This window comes from Gemella sp. GL1, assembly GCF_013415365.1.
In the GTDB taxonomy this organism is placed as follows: domain Bacteria; phylum Bacillota; class Bacilli; order Staphylococcales; family Gemellaceae; genus Gemelliphila.
On the sequence record NZ_JACBYB010000011.1, the window covers coordinates 85,065 to 101,636 of the forward strand.

A 16,572-nucleotide genomic window follows, 5' to 3' on the forward strand; every position below is an offset into this window, starting at 1 on the left:
GAATAACCATAGAAAAAAATAAAAAAGAAGATTAGTGGGCAATTTTGGCCTTAAATCTTCTTTTTATTTAATGTTTTTAAAAATTCTTGATATAGAGCTAAATTTTTTTCATTTTTATTATTAATGTTTGGGATATAAAATTTACTACCTTGTAATTTTTTAGGCAAATAGTTCTGTTTAACGTAGTTATTAGGATATGAATGAGGGTATTTATATTCAACACCTGCTCCTAATTCTGAGGCACCTTGATAGTGAGAATCTTTTAGATGATTAGGAATTTCAAAGTTTGGGTTTTTATTCAATACCTTTAGTGCGGCATCGATAGCCACATAAGCAGAATTAGATTTAGGAGATAATGCTAATTGAATTACAATATTAGCTAAGGGAATTCTAGCTTCAGGAAATCCTAATGATTTTGCGCTTGTGATAGCGGCATGAACAAAAGAACCAATACTAGGGTTAGCTAATCCTATATCTTCATAGGCGATAACACTAAGTCTACGACAAATCGTCTCTAAATCACCACTATCTATAAGAAGTGCAAGATAATATAAAGAAGCATCTACATCACTACCACGAATTGATTTTTGTAAGGCAGATATAGTGTTATAAAAATAATCACCATCTTTGTCATAAGACCTAAAATTACCTATATTTAATTTAAAAAGATAATCATTATCAATAATCTCTCCTTCATTTGATAAATTATACAAAATTTCTAGTGTATTTATAGCGAATCTTAAATCTCCTGAGGAACTTTTAGAAATTATTTTAAAAACATTTTCTTCTATTTTAGTATTTTTTATGAATATCTCTTTGTTAGAACTTATTTTTTTTAAATAATCTGATATTTCTTGTTCCTCTAAAGGTTTTAATTCAAATATTTTTAATCTAGAACGAATAGCAGGAGCTACACTGTGATAAGGATTTTGAGTTGTACAGCCAATAACGAATATATTTTCATATTCTATTTCTGGTAAAAGTATATCTTGCATAGGTTTAGTTAATCTATGAAATTCATCTAGTAAAAGGAGTACTTTCTTAAATCTTTTTGACTCTAAAATTATATCGGTTAAATCTTTTTTACTACAATTAACAGCATTTAAAATTTTGAATTTATAGTCTAATTCATTAGCTAGTGCAGAAGCTATAGTTGTTTTGCCGATTCCTGGTAATCCATAAAGTATGAATGAAAACATGGAGTTAGTTTCAACTATTTTATTCAATACACGACCCTCTCCTATTAAATGATTTTGTCCAACAACATCTTTCAAAAATTTTGGTCTTAGTTTATTATTTAATGATTGCATATAATCCCTTTCTTTAGTAATTAAAAGTATAGATTTAGATATAGTTTTATAATCAATTTTTTAAATTTTACTATATCAGTATTTTAAAGTTAAGTTTGTAGAAAATATAAATAAAATTACTGTATTTTTAAAAATTCCAGAAGTTTAATATATATTAACTACATGAATATATATTATTTTTATTGCAGAATATTTAAATATTTTTTGAATAGCTACTACTGGAGTATTGATTTTGAATAAAGTGCGTAGCATATAATAATTAATTAAAATTATCGTATTTCTACAAATATTTGTCAAATTTTAGATGATATCATATATTTATCTTTCTTGTTAAAAATACTATATTGTCGCTTTTTATGCTTTATAGTGTTATGTAGTGTAATTGCAACTAATATATGATACAATTATTATAATAATTACTATTAAGATTGGTTGGCAAGAAAGAGGGGTTAAGAATGAAAACATTAAAAAATATAATTTTATTTTTTTCACTAGGGGCAGCTGTATATGCAATATACAAAAAAATAGATACTGTAAAAAGAGAAGATGGATACGTGGAAGAATGTAAGAAACAAATATTTGCAAGAGGTCTGGAAATTAAAGATTCTTGGTATTTTAATTTAATTGAAAATAATTATTTGGAATTTGTATTTACAGATTTCAAACAAAAAAATTACAAAGTTATATTTAGTAAAATAGAAAATAAAATTACAGCATTTACAGAGGTTTAGGATGGAAAATTCAATAAAAATTTTAAAAGAATTAACCTATTTAGATGCAGTAGCAGGTTTTGAAAAGGAAGTAGCAGAGTATTTAATAAAAAATTTAAGTCCGTATGCAGATGAAATTAGAAGAGATAACCTAGGCGGAGTATACGCGTATAAATATTCTAAAAATCCAAATTCAAAAACATTAATGATTGCCGCACATATGGATGAGATAGGATTTATGATTACAAAAATATTACCTAATGGTTTTCTAAAGTTCGAAACTTTAGGTGGTTTTAGAGAGGATACTTTATTAACTCAAAAATTTACAATTACAACTTGTGAAGGTAAGAAATTCGTGGGGGTTATTCCGGCAGTACCTAAGCATTTTATATCGGATAAAGAAATGGGAATTAAGATTTCTGAGATGGTTATTGATGTAGGTGCAGAATCTGAGAATGATGTGAGAAGTTGGGGAATTAAAGAAGGAGATATTGTTACTCCAAGAACTGAATTCGAAAGATTAACTGAAAATCGTATATTAGCCAAAGCTTTTGATAATAGATATGGTTGTGCCTTAATAATTGAAGTTTTAAAAGAATTATCAACTAAAGAGCTTGATTGCAATTTAGTGGTTTGTTCGACCGTACAAGAAGAAGTTGGATTAAGAGGGGCTAGTATTGCAGCAAATATGGTTAAACCTGATCTTGCGCTAATTGTTGATTGTAGTCCAGCCAATGACATGGGTATGAATAGGGAAGTTAATGGAAAATTAGGAGAAGGATTTTTAGTTAGACTAATGGATAGAACTATGATTTTAAGAGGAAATCTAAGAGAAAAAATTATAGGTTTAGCACAAAAAAATGAAATTAAGTATCAATATTTTACATCTCCAGGTGGAACAGATGCTGGAGCAATACATCAAAGCTTATTGGGAATACCTACTGCTGTTATAGGGATTTGTGGAAGATATATACATAGTCATAATTCTATGATTGATATACGGGACTATTTATCTGCTAAAGCAATAGTTAAACATATTACTGAAGAGTTAAATGATGAGTTTATTAAGTATATACGTTTATAAAAAAGGTCTGGGATGTTATCCCAGACCCTTAAATTAGATTTGCTGATCTGTATCGTTATAGGAAATCATATCTATTTCGTCAAAATCCGAAATATTTTTATCCATATAATCATATTTCTCTTCAAAATCAGCTAATTGTTCATAATAAATAGTATTATTAATTTTTAATAGAATAGCAAAAAGAATAGAATTTGCAAGTAATGAACTTCCACCGTAACTGATGAAAGGTAAACTTATACCTACTACAGGCAATAATCCAGTAGTAGAATAAGTATTTATAATAAATGGAAATGCAAGAGTAAAGACAGCTAGTATTAAGAAATAATAACTGAAATTACCATGATTACATTTTTTTACAATTCTAAGAATATATAGCAAAAATATTAAATAGGTTGCTATGAATATGAAACTACCTATAAAACCGAAATTTTTTGCTATAACGGAAAAAATAAAATCATTGTGTAATTCTGGTATGTGAGTAATATTTTTTGATATAGTTCCAGTCAGACTACCTTTTGCTATCTCGTTTAAGACTAAATTACTTTGATAAGAAAAATCATTCTTAAATTCTTCAGGATAAATCCAAGAAAGTATTCGATTTGATTGATAGCTTTTAAAACCAAATACATTTAGAAATCTAGGGAAGAATAGTGCAGATAGAATAATAACACTTATCAAAGATAATAATAATAGATATATCCGTAGAAAAGTTTTATTTTTATTAGATACAATAAATGTTAATAATAAAAATAGGAATATAAAAAACAATGCATTTCCTAAGTCATTTTCTTTAACTATTAAAAAGAAAGGAATTGCTACAATAATCCCTAAGGTTAATAGTTTAAGTATATCTGCTGATTTATAAAATTTTTCCTGTTTAAGTACTAGGCAAATAAGAGCAACAGTTGAAATTTTGGCGAATTCAGAGGGCTGTAAGGTGAAAAATCCAAAATTAAACCAAGCTTTAGCACCATTTATAGTAGGAGCTATATTTTCGGGTGTTATTAATAGTAGAAGAAGTGCAGCTATACTAAACAGATACATAGCAATACTAAATTTTTCTATTGTAAATATGTCAATTTTCTGAATTAAGTATATTATCCCAAATGAAAGTATAAAAAATAAAATTTGTTTAATGAATAAGGTAGTACTAGTTCTGTTACCATATTCAGCTAAGTATATTGAAACTATACTGAAAATCGATAGTATGAAATAAAATAAAATTAAAATTATGTTTCCCTTATCTGTTAAAAAATTTTTCAAATAATCAACTCCTTATCATTTGCAATAATTATACACTAGTGGGAATTTAAATGCAATGATAATAAGTTAGTTTAAAATTTAAGAAAGTAGGTGTTTTTTATGAAATATACTCCAATGATAGAACAATACCTAGAAATAAAAAAAGAATATGAGGATTGTTTTTTATTTTATAGATTAGGAGATTTTTATGAAATGTTTTTTGAGGATGCAATAAAAGCTTCAAAAATATTAGAAATAACATTAACGGGTCGAGAAGCTGGTGGTGAAGAAAAAATCCCAATGTGTGGTGTTCCCTTTCATTCGTCAGCTTCCTATATTGATGTTTTAGTAAATTCTGGGTACAAGGTTGCTATATGTGAGCAGGTAACACCGGCCAAACAAGGAAAAATAGTTGAGCGAAAAGTGGTTCGTGTCGTGACACCGGGAACCTATATGTATTATAAAAACCTGGACGAAAATAATTATTTAGGAGCTATTTATAAGAATAATGATTATTATTTATCATTTGTAGATATAATGACAGGTGATGCAAAGAGTATTGTTTTCGCTACATTAGAAGAAGTTTTAGATGAAATTTCTAAAAAGAATATAAAAGAGATTTTAAATTTAGATAATGCTCTCAAAAAATTAAATCAAATATACTTAACAACTAAGAATATTGATGTAAATTTAGAATATTTCAATACTAAAAATATAAGTAATAAATATCAAAAATTAGTATGTAATAATTTGTTAAAATATATAGAAGATACTCAAGCAATCGATGTTAATAATATTAAAGATTTTGAAATATATTCCAAAGATAGATATCTTTATATGACGAATTACTCACTTAAGAATTTAGAAATAAGTCAAAATATGTCTACTTCTAGTAAAAAGGGATCATTACTAAGTGTTATTGATAAAACAAAGACATCTGCAGGTTCTAGAAAAATAAAATTTTGGTTAGAAAATCCGCTTGTTAATTTAGATAAGATTAACAAAAGACAGAAAGTAGTATCAGATTTTATATCCCATTATTTCGAAAGAATAGAAATTCAAAATGCATTGAGAGATGTTTATGATTTAGAAAGAATATCTACAAAATTAGCATATAATATAATTACACCTAAAGAATTACTTAATTTAAAAAATACAATCAAAAAAATTCCTGAAATTAAATCAATATTGCAAACAATATCATCTGATAATATTGATGAATTAAATCAAGGCTTGGATTCATTATCGGATCTTAATGAATTTTTACAAATTTCTATTAACGAACAAGCTGGAAATACTATCAAAGAAGGAAATGTAATAAAGAAAAATTATAATGAAGACTTAGATAGATATAGGCATGCTAAAGAAAATGCTAGTAGAATGTTATTAGAAGTAGAACAAAAAGAGAAGAAAAGAACAGGAATTAAGAATCTTAAAATTGGATATAATAAGATATTTGGATACTATATTGAAATTACAAAAACATCTTTAAAGGATTTAGATACAGATGCTTTAGGATATATAAGGAAACAAACCTTATCGAATAATGAGCGATATATTTCAGAAGAATTAAAAAAAATAGAAGAATATATTTTAAATTCCTCTTCAAATATTGAAGAGTTGGAAGTATCTTTATTTCAAGAAGTGAAAGAAAGGGTTAAAAAATATATACCAGATCTACAAAAATTAGCAGATAAATTAAGTGAATTAGATGTATATATAGCACTAGCAAATGTTGCGGAAGAGTATAATTATGTAAGACCCAGTTTCAATTTTAATAAGATAGTGGATATAAAAGAAGCCAGACATCCAATTGTTGAGAGAATGGTCAGATCAGATACTTATGTGAGTAATGATTGTAAATTTTCTAAGAAAGATAATATTTTACTTATAACAGGGCCTAATATGTCTGGTAAGTCTACTTATATGCGGCAATTAGCTTTAATTGTTATTCTGGCCCAAATAGGTTCATATGTTCCTTGTAGTAAAGCAAATTTACCAATTTTTGATAAGATTTTTACAAGAATAGGTGCTTCGGATGATTTAGCGGGCGGGAAATCTACATTTATGGTTGAGATGATAGAAGCTAAAAAAGCTTTAGTAGAGTCTACTAAGGATTCTTTATTAATTTTTGATGAAATTGGAAGAGGTACATCTACGTATGATGGTATTGCATTAGCACAAGCTATATTGGAATACATTAATAAGAAAATAGGATGTAAGACATTGTTTTCAACTCACTATCATGAATTAACAAAATTAGAAAATATTGAGCAAGGTATTAGAAATATTCATGTAACTGCAAAAGAAGAAAATGGACGATTATTTTTTTTATATAAGGTAAAGTATGGAGCTATTGAAAAAAGTTATGGAATTCATGTTGCGCAATTAGCTGAGTTGCCAAGTGAAATTATAGAAAATGCTAATAATATTCTTATAGATTTAGAACAGGGAAATGTACGGAATATATTACCGAATAAAAAAATAGAAAAAAAAGAAGAGACAGAAAATAAAACTTATACTAAATTATCATTTGATTTGGATAATGATAGTGAATTAGAAAAGTATGGGGAAGTTGAAAAAATTTTGAGTAATATAGATTTATTAAATACAACACCTCTTCAAGCAATAAATATATTAGGTAAGTTGAAAGATAATTTAAATAAGAGGTAGATATATGGGTATAATAAATATTTTATCAGAAACACTCTCTGACAAAATTGCTGCAGGAGAGGTTGTTGAACGACCTGCTTCAGTTGTAAAAGAATTATTAGAAAATTCTTTAGATGCGGGTAGTGATAATATAAAAATTATAATTAAAGAATTTGGAATTGAAGAAATAAGAATAATTGATAATGGTGAAGGTATTGCTAATGATGATATAGAAAAAGCGTTTATGCGTCATGCTACTAGTAAAATTAAATCAGACTATGACTTATTTCATATAGAAACTTTAGGATTCAGAGGAGAGGCATTAGCTAGTATTGCATCTGTTTCTAATATAGAAATAAAATCTTGTTCGGGGGAAAAACAAGGGAAATTATTAGAAATAAGTGGTGGGAAAATAAAAAATAATACTTATTATGCTCCTATTAAAGGGACAGATATTTCTATAAGAAATTTATTTTTTAATACTCCAGCTCGATTAAAATATTTAAAAAATAAATATACGGAACAAGCGGCAATAACAACTATCGTTCAAAAAATTGCTTTATCTAATCCAAATGTATCTTTTGAATTACTGATGGATGATAAAATTATACTAAAAACCTATGGTGATGGTGATATTAGGAAATTAATATCTAAAGTTTATAATTTTTCTATTGCAAAAAATATGATGGAACTCATTAAAGAAAATGATGATTATAAAGTTTCTGCATTTATTTCTAATCCAGAAGAAACTAGATCTAATAAAAGTTATATAAATATCTTCATCAATGGAAGATATATTAAAAATTATTCTATACAAAATGCAGTCATAGATGCATATGGAACATTATTGATGAAAAATAGATATCCAATAGTAATTTTGAATATTGGAATGAATCCAGTTTTATTAGATGTCAATGTACATCCGACAAAACAAGAAGTTAGATTATCTAAAGAATCTGAACTGATAGAAATAATAAAATCTGGAATACAAGAAAGACTATCTAATGCAACTTATATACCTGATGGAATAAATAATGTTATTAGAAAAAAAGAAAAACAAGCGGAACAATTAGATTTTACAGATTACTTAGATAGTCATTTTGTTGTTAAAACAGAAAAAAATGATATTAATAGTGAAGAAATAAGTGATCTTTCTAATATAAATACTATAAATGAAGCTGATAATTTTAATTATGTTTTCGATATAAATGATGAAGTAGTGTTTTTTGATAGTAACAGTGAATCGATGATAGAAGAAGTAGATAATAATTTTTCAGAAAAAAAATTACCTCAAATAAAGGTAATAACACAATTATTTAAAACTTATATTCTTGGAGAAACAGGAGATGAATTATATCTTATAGATCAACATGCAGCACAGGAAAGATATAATTTTGAAAAATTTCAAAAACTTTTTTCTGAACAAAAGTATGCTGCCAAACAATTATTAATTCCAATTGTATTTAATTTTTCACCTAATGAAATGAGTAATATTAAAGATATATTATATAGACTAACAGAATTGCAAATTGATTTACAAGAATTTGGAAATAATGCCTATATTTTAAGGTATTATCCGATATGGATACAAGAAGATATAGAGGGGACAGTAAGAGAAATAATAGAAAAAATTGTTAAAAACAAGTCAATAACTTTTAAAGATTTAAGGCATGATGCAATTGCAATGGCCAGCTGTAAAGCATCTATAAAAGCTAATCAAGTATTAAGCATAGATGAAATGAGAAAAGTGGTGGATGATTTATATTCTTGTGAAAATCCATTTACTTGTCCTCATGGAAGACCTATTATAAGTAAGTTGAGTAAGACTGACTTAGAAAAGATGTTTAAAAGAATTGTTTAAAATATTGTTAAGAGGTAAAGATAATATGAAAATCCCTATTATTTCAATTGTAGGAGCAACAGCAGTTGGAAAAACAACTTTAAGTATACAATTAGCTAAAAAATTTGATGCAGAGATTATATCAATAGACAGTGTTCAAATATATAAAGAATTTGATATTGGATCTGCAAAAGTTAAAAAAGATGAGATGGAGGGAGTAAAACATCATTTAATTGATATTTTAGATCCAACACAAAAATTTTCGGTGTATGATTTTCAAAAAATAGCAAGAAAAAAAATAGAAGAAATATATAATAAGGGGAAGATTCCTATATTAATTGGGGGAAGTGGATATTATATGAATGCTGTTATATATGATTATTGTTTCGTTCAAAGAGATACAGGTATAAAGAAAGTCAGTTTAGAGGAAATGTTGAAATATTTGAAAATTAATTTTCCAGATACATATGAAGATTTAGATTTAAAAAATGGAAGAAGGGTTATAAATGCATATAATAATGTAATTTCTTCTGGAAAGTCAACAGCTGATAATAAAAATGGTGGAAATATATTTTATAAATATGCTCCTCATGTAATAGTTCTAGATAGACCAAGAAAAATTATATATGACAGAATAAATAAAAGAGTAGCTAAGATGATAAAAGAAGGACTAATTGAAGAAGTTAGAAATATAGAGATAAGTTACGGTCGTGACTTACAAGCAATGTCTTCCATAGGCTATAAAGAGGTACTTAATTATTTAGATGGAGATATATCTAAAGAAAAAATGATAGAGGAGATAGCTCAAAATTCTAGAAGATATGCTAAAAGACAACTTACATGGTTTAGAAATAAGTTAGTAGATAAATATTGGTATGATTTAGAGAAAACTGATTATACAGATATAGAAAAGAATATTGAGAGATTTTTAGGTAATAATTTTAAATGAAGATAAGTAATGTTGCTAAATTAAAGAAGTTTTATAAACTAGTATTAGAAAATCAAGATGAGGTGTATCTTCATGAAGATACAATTATTAAGTACAATCTTTATAAAAATAAAGAAATTACCGAAGAAGAACTAGTGAATATTAAAATTCATGATAAAAATGAATCTGCATTTACTTTTTCTCTTAACTACCTTAGTTATGGAATAAAAACAGAATATGAAATAGGTGAATATTTATTAAAAAAGGAATTTTCAGAAGAGAGTATTGTATTTGCAATAAAAAAGTTAAGAAAACTTAAGTATATTGATGATTTTAATTATGCACAGGTTTATACAAGAGATAGATTTTTCTTTAAATATAAAGGACCAGAGTACATAAGAAAACAACTTAAAAGTAAAAAAATATTGGAAGAATATATAGAGAGTACGATTTTAAATATATGTACGGATAAGCAAATTCGTAATAATATATATAAATTAATTCTTAAAGAATTTAATAAGGGGATATTACCAGAAAATAAGAAAATTCAAAAAATTACTACTAAACTTTACACAAATGGATATTCTTTTGATATAATAAAAGATGTCTTTTCGCAGTTTTTAGATGAGAAAGATTCACGTAAAAAAGATAAAGATATTATTGAAAAATATTATAAAAAAGCTTATTCTAAACTATCGAAGAAATATAAAGATAGGTATAAGTTAAAACAAAAAGTTATAGAAAAATTAATGAGAGATGGATTTTCTTACGATAGTATAATGGATTATTTATCTCAAATAGAATATTAAAGGAAGATACATATGGATAAAAGAAATGAAAGGCAAAAAAAAATAAGAAACTTTTCTATAATCGCTCATATAGATCATGGAAAATCTACTTTAGCCGATAGAATTTTAGAAAAAACAAAAGCTATTGAATCTAGGGAAATGAAAGCTCAACTTCTAGATTCTATGGATATAGAGAGGGAACGAGGAATAACTATAAAGTTAAACGCTGTTAAACTTAATTATACGGCTAACAATGGAGAAGAGTATATATTTCACCTTATAGATACGCCAGGGCATGTGGATTTTACTTATGAAGTATCTCGTTCTTTGGCAGCGTGTGAAGGTGCAATACTAGTGGTTGATGCTGCTCAAGGTATTGAAGCACAAACATTGGCTAATGTTTATTTAGCATTAGATAATAATTTAGAGATTATCCCTATAATTAATAAGATAGATTTACCAGCAGCTGATCCAGAAAAAGTAAAAATGGAAATTGAGGATGTCATAGGATTACCGACTGATAATATAGTATTGGCGTCCGCCAAATCAGGAATAGGTATTGAAGAAATTTTAGAGCAGATAGTTGAATATATACCATCTCCAGATGGAGATTCAAATAAATCATTGCAAGCTCTTATTTTTGATTCAGTTTATGATCCGTATAGAGGAGTGGTTGTTTCTGTAAGAATTAAGAATGGAAGTGTAAAACCAGGAGATAAAATCAAGATGATGTCTACAGGAAGTGTATTTGATGTAACAGAAGTAGGTATTCACACACCTAAAGAACAACAAGTAGATGAGCTTACAGTTGGAGATGTAGGATATATTTGTGCATCTATTAAAAATGTAAGTGAAACAAGTGTGGGAGATACTATAACTTTAGCAACAAATCCTGCAAAAGTAGCGCTGCCAGGATATCGTAAATTAAATCCAATGGTGTATTGTGGTTTATACCCTATAGACTCAGCTAAATATAATGATTTACGAGAAGCACTTGAAAAATTAGAAATTAATGATTCTGCTCTGCAGTTTGAGGCAGAGACATCTCAAGCTCTAGGTTTTGGATTTAGATGTGGTTTTTTAGGAATGTTGCATATGGAAATAATTCAAGAGCGTATTGAACGAGAATTTAATATAGAAATTATTGCAACAGCTCCTTCGGTTATATACAAAGTTGAATTGACAGATGGTTCTACTATAGAAGTATCTAATCCATCAGAGATGCCAGAACCACAGAAAATAGTGCAAATAAAAGAGCCTTATGTTAAATCAAGTGTAATGGTACCTAACGATTATGTGGGATCTGTAATGGAATTATGTCAGAAGAAGCGTGGTACATTTATAAATATGGATTATATTGATTCTACTAGGGTAAATATTACGTATGATATGCCCTTGTCAGAAATAGTATTTGATTTCTTTGATCAGTTAAAATCTAATACTAAAGGTTATGCTTCATTTGATTATGAAATGACAGGATATCAGGCAAGTAATTTAGTAAAAATGGATATTTTATTGAATGGAGATCAAGTCGATGCCTTAAGCTTTATTGTACACAGAGAATTTGCATATCATCGAGGTAAAGCAATAGTTGAAAAACTTAGAAAATTAATCCCAAGACAGCAATTTGAAATACCAGTACAGGCAGCTGTTGGAAATAAAATAGTTTCTCGAGAAACTATTAAAGCAGTTCGTAAAAATGTAATTGCAAAATGCTACGGTGGAGATATTAGTAGGAAAAAGAAATTATTAGAGAATCAAAAGAAAGGTAAGGAAAGAATGAAAGCAGTAGGAAGTGTAGAAGTTCCTCAAGATGCATTCATGGCGGTTTTAAAGATGGATGAAGAATAATGATATAAAAAGAGGAATATATATACATATTCCTCTTTGTGATTATATGTGTCCTTATTGTAATTATAATGCCGAAATGATAAATAATAAAAAATATGTAAATAAATATGTAGACTGTATTATAAAAGAAATTGAAAATTTAAAAATAGATGGAAATATAAATACTATTTATATAGGTGGAGGTAGTCCTAATTTTATTTCAGATTTAAGTATGGAAGATTTGTTAGCTGTTATTTGCAATAAAATTGATATTTTAAAACTTGATGAATATACTATTGAAGCTAAGCCTAATGAGTTAGAAAAAAAAAGGATACATATTTTAAAAAAATATGGAATAAATAGAGTTTCTATGCCCATTCAAACTCTTAAAGCAAGTGATAAAGAATGTTTAGGGTTAAAATATTCAAAAATTGATGTGGAGTCCGCTATTAATAATTTATATAATGAAGGTATTAGTAATATCAGTACAGATTTACTATTACTTAATTACAAGAGAAGTACTATAGAAAGTATATTGGATGAAATTGAAAGTTATAAAATTAATCATGTGACTTGTTATTCACTTGATGAATTTCTAAACAATGATATGACAAATGAAATTGAATATGAGTATATTATTGGTTTATTAAAGAATAGAGGATATAGTCAATACGATCTAATAAATTTTTCTAAAAATTATTCTAAAGGTATACATAATTCTAATTATTGGAAAAGAGGAGAGTATTATGCCGTAGGTGCGGGAGCACATGGTTTTATAAACGGATGTAGATATTCAAATTATAGTGATATAAAAGAATATATTTATAGAGTTGAAAATGGAATGACTAGTATAGAAACAGTTAAAAATTTATCTTTTAAAGAACGAATAGAGGAAGAATTTTTTTTAGGTCTTCAACTGTTGGAAGGTATTAATATAGAAGAATTGAATTCAAAATATCTACTTAATACACTAGATATATACCGTTCAATAATAAATAAGCATATAAATTTTGGGAATTTAAAGTTAAATAAAAAAATATTAAAATTAACTAACAAAGGTTTGCTTAACTCTAGTGAGGTCCTGTCTGATTTTTTGATTGATGAAATATAAACACTATATTTGACAATGCATCTAAAAATTTGTTATAATTTTAGTATGCTAGGTGGGGAGTTAGCGGTGCCCTGTACTTGCAAGCCGCTTTAGCAAGACTGAATACCGAGATTCGGGTAGTTATTGTGATGACGAGTTCAACACGTAGTGTTGAGATTGAGGCATCTTGTGACGTAATGCTTATGAACCATGTCAGGTCAGGAATGAAGCAGCATTAAGTAAGTTTTTATGGGTGCAAGTTTTTGTCAAGGTTGAGCTGTCGATTGAACTAACGGTTGTGAAAATTATTCAACTCTCGGTTGCATATATACTGTGTGATTGTTAATTAATTTGGAATGAATCTGTGGATTTATTCCAATTTTTTTTGAAGGAGATATTATAATGTTTGATTCACTTGATACGCGAAAACAAATTTATCAATTTATAAAATTATTATTTCCAATAATGATCTATCAAATGATTTCGTATTCATCAGGTATGATTGGAACCTTTATGGTTGGGAATTATAGTGAAATAGAGCTTGCAGGAGTTAGTATGGGAATTAATATATGGACACCAATTTTTTCTGTAATTTCAACACTTGTAGTAGCAATAATACCTATAGTTTCTCAATTAATAGGAGATGGTAAAGAAAAAACAATACCAGGCAAAGTTAGACAATTTATTTATGTAGCACTATTTATATCGATAATGATATCTATTTTAGTATATTTTTCAATAGATTATATAATCGATAGGATAGTACTTAATGATGAGATTGTAGAAATAACAAAACTATTTTTAAAATACCAAGCATTTGGATTAATTCCTATGACTTTATATGTAACTTTACGATCATTTATTGATAGTTTAGGCTTAACAAGATTGTCAATGATTGTAATGCTAGTATATGTACCCATCAATGTGCTATTAAGTTATATTTTTATCTTCGGTAAATTTGGTGCTATTGAATATGGAGGAGTAGGATTAGCCATATCTACAAATATAACTTATATTTTTTCATTAATAATTGTTATTTTTTTAGTGATAAAGCACCCTAAAATAAAAAAATATCAAATTTTCAAAATTGAAAAATTGAATATAGAAGTATGGTATGAAATATTTAAATTAGGACTTCCGATGGCACTAGCTGCTTTATTAGAAACTCTAGTCTTTTCGGCTTTATCTCTAATGGTATCTATTTTTGATACTATAACTATAGCAGCACATCAAGCAGCATTAAATTTTGCTGGTTTTTTATATGCTTTACCCATGAGCATTTCTAGTGCATTGACTATTGTAGTTGCTTATCAAGTAGGTGCTAAAAATTACAATCAAGCAGATAAATATGTAAAAATAGGAATGTGTGTATCTATTGGACTAGCTACAATAGTAGCATGTCTTATATATATTTCAAGATCAATAATTCCATATCTGTATGGGAAAGATTTAAATTTTCTTAAATTAAATAGTTATTTATTACTATTCGTAGTATGTTTTGTAATATTAGATTCTTTTTCTGCATGTTTAGTGGGTGTATTAAGAGCTTATAAACAAGTATTTCCAACATGTTTAGCTCAGTTAATAGGGTATTATTTAATTGGATTACCACTTGCATTTTATTTTCTGTATAAAACAAAATTAGGTGTTCAGTCATTATGGATAGCGTGGATTATAGGCTTAACTATTTATGCATTTTGCATGATTATATATTATTTAAAAGTTTTAAAAAAGAATAGATTATAAAATGAAAAAAAATGTTGACAAAAATCAAAAAGAGTTATATAATTATATTTGTTCTTAAGGAACAATATTCCACAGTAGCTCAGTTGGTAGTAGCATCTGACTGTTAATCAGAGGGTCGCAGGTTCGAGTCCTGCCTGTGGAGTTTGGAGTAGTACTCAAGAGGCTGAAGAGGCGCCCCTGCTAAGGGTGTAGGTCGGGAAACTGGCGCGAGGGTTCAAATCCCTCCTACTCCGTATTATTTGGCCCGTTGGTCAAGTGGTTAAGACACCGCCCTTTCACGGCGGTAACACGGGTTCGAATCCCGTACGGGTCACCACTTAAATTTTGAAGATTGTATATTATTTAGGTCCCGTGGTGTAGCGGTTATCACGTCGCCCTGTCACGGCGAAGATCGCGGGTTCGATTCCCGTCGGGACCGCCATTTTACTAAGTACGATCTTATTTTTTATTTTATGGCGATCGTGGCGAAGTGGTTAACGCATCGGATTGTGGTTCCGACATTCGGGGGTTCGATTCCCCTCGGTCGCCCCATTAAAAAAGAAGAATATACAGAGTCCTAACTTATAATATAGGTTGGGGCTTTTTTGTCTTATAGTTTTAAATATGCTATAATTAAAATAGGTAATTTTGGAGGAATAGAATGGAAAAAATAAAAAATTTAATTATGTATATAAATGAAAATTTTGGTATATATAGTTCATATAGGGAAGAATATATGATAGCATTCACGCATTCCTCTTATATAAATGAGAATCGTAATATTCCTAAAAATAATCATTATGAAAGACTAGAATTTTTAGGAGATGCAATAATTGAGTTGACTACAAGTGAATATCTGTACAAAAAATTTCAAAATTTAACAGAAGGAGACTTAACGAGACTAAGGGCCTCTATTGTATGTGAACCAACACTAGTTAAATATTCTAAAATCCTTTCGTTTGATAAATACATTCTTCTAGGAAAAGGAGAAGAAAAAAATGGTGGTAGAAATAGAGATGCCTTATTAGCTGATATATTTGAATCCTTTGTAGGTGCTTTATATTTAGATAGGGGATTAAATGAGGTTAAGAAATTTTTAAATGCAACACTATTTAAGGAAGTTACAGACGATTCATATCAATCTTTTATAGACCATAAAACCATATTGCAGGAGCTTATTAGTAAGGAAAAGATGGGTCGAATTGAATACAAATTAATTTCTTCTGAAGGACCATCACATGCAAAAGTATTTATTTCTAGTATTTATATAGATGATGAGTTGTACGGTCAAGGGAAAGGGAAGACAAAAAAAGAATCCGAACAAAAATGCGCTGAGAAGGCCCTGAAAAAAATTAAAAAATATTCGTGAGGAA

12 protein-coding genes, 5 tRNA genes and 1 other RNA gene are annotated in these 16,572 nt (G+C 27.8%); 16 read left to right on the forward strand and 2 right to left on the reverse strand.

The window, feature by feature from the left end:
* Positions 1-50: 50 nt before the first annotated feature.
* Positions 51-1,310: a replication-associated recombination protein A gene (locus HZY82_RS02515; protein ID WP_135155826.1), complete on the reverse strand. Its 1,260-nt coding sequence runs from the start codon at positions 1,308-1,310 to the stop codon at positions 51-53.
* 455 nt (positions 1,311-1,765) lie between these two features.
* On the opposite strand from HZY82_RS02515, the gene HZY82_RS02520 reads away from it, so the two are divergent.
* Both HZY82_RS02520 and HZY82_RS02525 read left to right on the forward strand, forming a co-directional pair.
* The gene (locus HZY82_RS02520; RefSeq protein WP_135155827.1) at positions 1,766-2,041 is read left to right on the forward strand and encodes a hypothetical protein; all 276 of its coding nucleotides are present in this window, start codon (positions 1,766-1,768) and stop codon (positions 2,039-2,041) included.
* 1 nt (position 2,042) lies between these two features.
* Entirely contained in the window at positions 2,043-3,104 is a 1,062-nt protein-coding gene (locus HZY82_RS02525; protein WP_135155828.1) for a M42 family metallopeptidase, read from the forward strand.
* A 33-nt stretch (positions 3,105-3,137) separates the two neighbouring features.
* On the opposite strand, the gene HZY82_RS02530 is transcribed toward HZY82_RS02525, so the two are convergent.
* Complete coding sequence (locus HZY82_RS02530; protein WP_135155829.1) at positions 3,138-4,367, reverse strand: FtsW/RodA/SpoVE family cell cycle protein; 1,230 nt, start codon at positions 4,365-4,367, stop codon at positions 3,138-3,140.
* A 99-nt stretch (positions 4,368-4,466) separates the two neighbouring features.
* Between HZY82_RS02530 and mutS the strand changes: the two genes are divergently transcribed.
* From mutS to rnc, 14 genes are all read left to right on the forward strand, one after another.
* Positions 4,467-7,019 carry a DNA mismatch repair protein MutS gene (gene mutS, locus HZY82_RS02535; RefSeq protein ID WP_135155830.1) on the forward strand — a complete coding sequence of 851 codons (2,553 nt, stop codon included), beginning with the start codon at positions 4,467-4,469 and terminating at the stop codon, positions 7,017-7,019.
* 4 nt (positions 7,020-7,023) lie between these two features.
* Positions 7,024-8,859 carry a DNA mismatch repair endonuclease MutL gene (gene mutL, locus HZY82_RS02540; protein WP_179938583.1) on the forward strand — a complete coding sequence of 612 codons (1,836 nt, stop codon included), beginning with the start codon at positions 7,024-7,026 and terminating at the stop codon, positions 8,857-8,859.
* 25 nt (positions 8,860-8,884) lie between these two features.
* The gene (gene miaA, locus HZY82_RS02545; RefSeq protein WP_135155832.1) at positions 8,885-9,787 is read left to right on the forward strand and encodes a tRNA (adenosine(37)-N6)-dimethylallyltransferase MiaA; all 903 of its coding nucleotides are present in this window, start codon (positions 8,885-8,887) and stop codon (positions 9,785-9,787) included.
* Positions 9,784-10,575 carry a RecX family transcriptional regulator gene (locus HZY82_RS02550; protein ID WP_135155833.1) on the forward strand — a complete coding sequence of 264 codons (792 nt, stop codon included), beginning with the start codon at positions 9,784-9,786 and terminating at the stop codon, positions 10,573-10,575. The genes miaA and HZY82_RS02550 overlap by 4 nt, the downstream gene beginning before the upstream one ends.
* 12 nt (positions 10,576-10,587) lie before the next feature.
* A complete protein-coding gene (gene lepA / locus HZY82_RS02555) occupies positions 10,588-12,405 on the forward strand; it encodes a translation elongation factor 4 (protein ID WP_135155834.1) in 1,818 nt (605 codons plus the stop codon).
* Positions 12,395-13,495: a coproporphyrinogen-III oxidase family protein gene (locus HZY82_RS02560; protein WP_135155835.1), complete on the forward strand. Its 1,101-nt coding sequence runs from the start codon at positions 12,395-12,397 to the stop codon at positions 13,493-13,495. The genes lepA and HZY82_RS02560 overlap by 11 nt, the downstream gene beginning before the upstream one ends.
* A 43-nt stretch (positions 13,496-13,538) precedes the next feature.
* Positions 13,539-13,802: signal recognition particle sRNA large type (gene ffs / locus HZY82_RS02565), an RNA gene on the forward strand.
* A 74-nt stretch (positions 13,803-13,876) separates the two neighbouring features.
* Complete coding sequence (locus HZY82_RS02570; protein ID WP_135155836.1) at positions 13,877-15,220, forward strand: MATE family efflux transporter; 1,344 nt, start codon at positions 13,877-13,879, stop codon at positions 15,218-15,220.
* A gap of 68 nt (positions 15,221-15,288) precedes the next feature.
* Positions 15,289-15,362 (forward strand) — tRNA-Asn (locus HZY82_RS02575).
* 3 nt (positions 15,363-15,365) lie between these two features.
* Positions 15,366-15,453 (forward strand) — tRNA-Ser (locus HZY82_RS02580).
* An 8-nt stretch (positions 15,454-15,461) separates the two neighbouring features.
* Positions 15,462-15,536, forward strand: a tRNA-Glu gene (locus HZY82_RS02585).
* A gap of 29 nt (positions 15,537-15,565) precedes the next feature.
* Positions 15,566-15,641 (forward strand) — tRNA-Asp (locus HZY82_RS02590).
* A gap of 34 nt (positions 15,642-15,675) precedes the next feature.
* Positions 15,676-15,751, forward strand: a tRNA-His gene (locus tag HZY82_RS02595).
* 109 nt (positions 15,752-15,860) lie between these two features.
* Positions 15,861-16,568 (forward strand): ribonuclease III, encoded by a 708-nt coding sequence (gene rnc, locus HZY82_RS02600; RefSeq protein WP_135155837.1) that lies wholly within the window; start codon positions 15,861-15,863, stop codon positions 16,566-16,568.
* Positions 16,569-16,572: the final 4 nt, after the last annotated feature.

Bases quoted from the DNA above. Each gene is read 5' to 3' on its own strand.
- HZY82_RS02515 (WP_135155826.1), bottom strand. From the start codon at position 1,310: ATGCAATCATTAAATAATAAACTAAGACCAAAATTTTTGAAAGATGTT.
- HZY82_RS02520 (WP_135155827.1), top strand. From the start codon at position 1,766: ATGAAAACATTAAAAAATATAATTTTATTTTTTTCACTAGGGGCAGCT.
- HZY82_RS02525 (WP_135155828.1), top strand. From the start codon at position 2,043: ATGGAAAATTCAATAAAAATTTTAAAAGAATTAACCTATTTAGATGCA.
- mutS (WP_135155830.1), top strand. From the start codon at position 4,467: ATGAAATATACTCCAATGATAGAACAATACCTAGAAATAAAAAAAGAA.
- mutL (WP_179938583.1), top strand. From the start codon at position 7,024: ATGGGTATAATAAATATTTTATCAGAAACACTCTCTGACAAAATTGCT.
- miaA (WP_135155832.1), top strand. From the start codon at position 8,885: ATGAAAATCCCTATTATTTCAATTGTAGGAGCAACAGCAGTTGGAAAA.
- HZY82_RS02550 (WP_135155833.1), top strand. From the start codon at position 9,784: ATGAAGATAAGTAATGTTGCTAAATTAAAGAAGTTTTATAAACTAGTA.
- lepA (WP_135155834.1), top strand. From the start codon at position 10,588: ATGGATAAAAGAAATGAAAGGCAAAAAAAAATAAGAAACTTTTCTATA.
- HZY82_RS02560 (WP_135155835.1), top strand. From the start codon at position 12,395: ATGAAGAATAATGATATAAAAAGAGGAATATATATACATATTCCTCTT.
- HZY82_RS02570 (WP_135155836.1), top strand. From the start codon at position 13,877: ATGTTTGATTCACTTGATACGCGAAAACAAATTTATCAATTTATAAAA.
- rnc (WP_135155837.1), top strand. From the start codon at position 15,861: ATGGAAAAAATAAAAAATTTAATTATGTATATAAATGAAAATTTTGGT.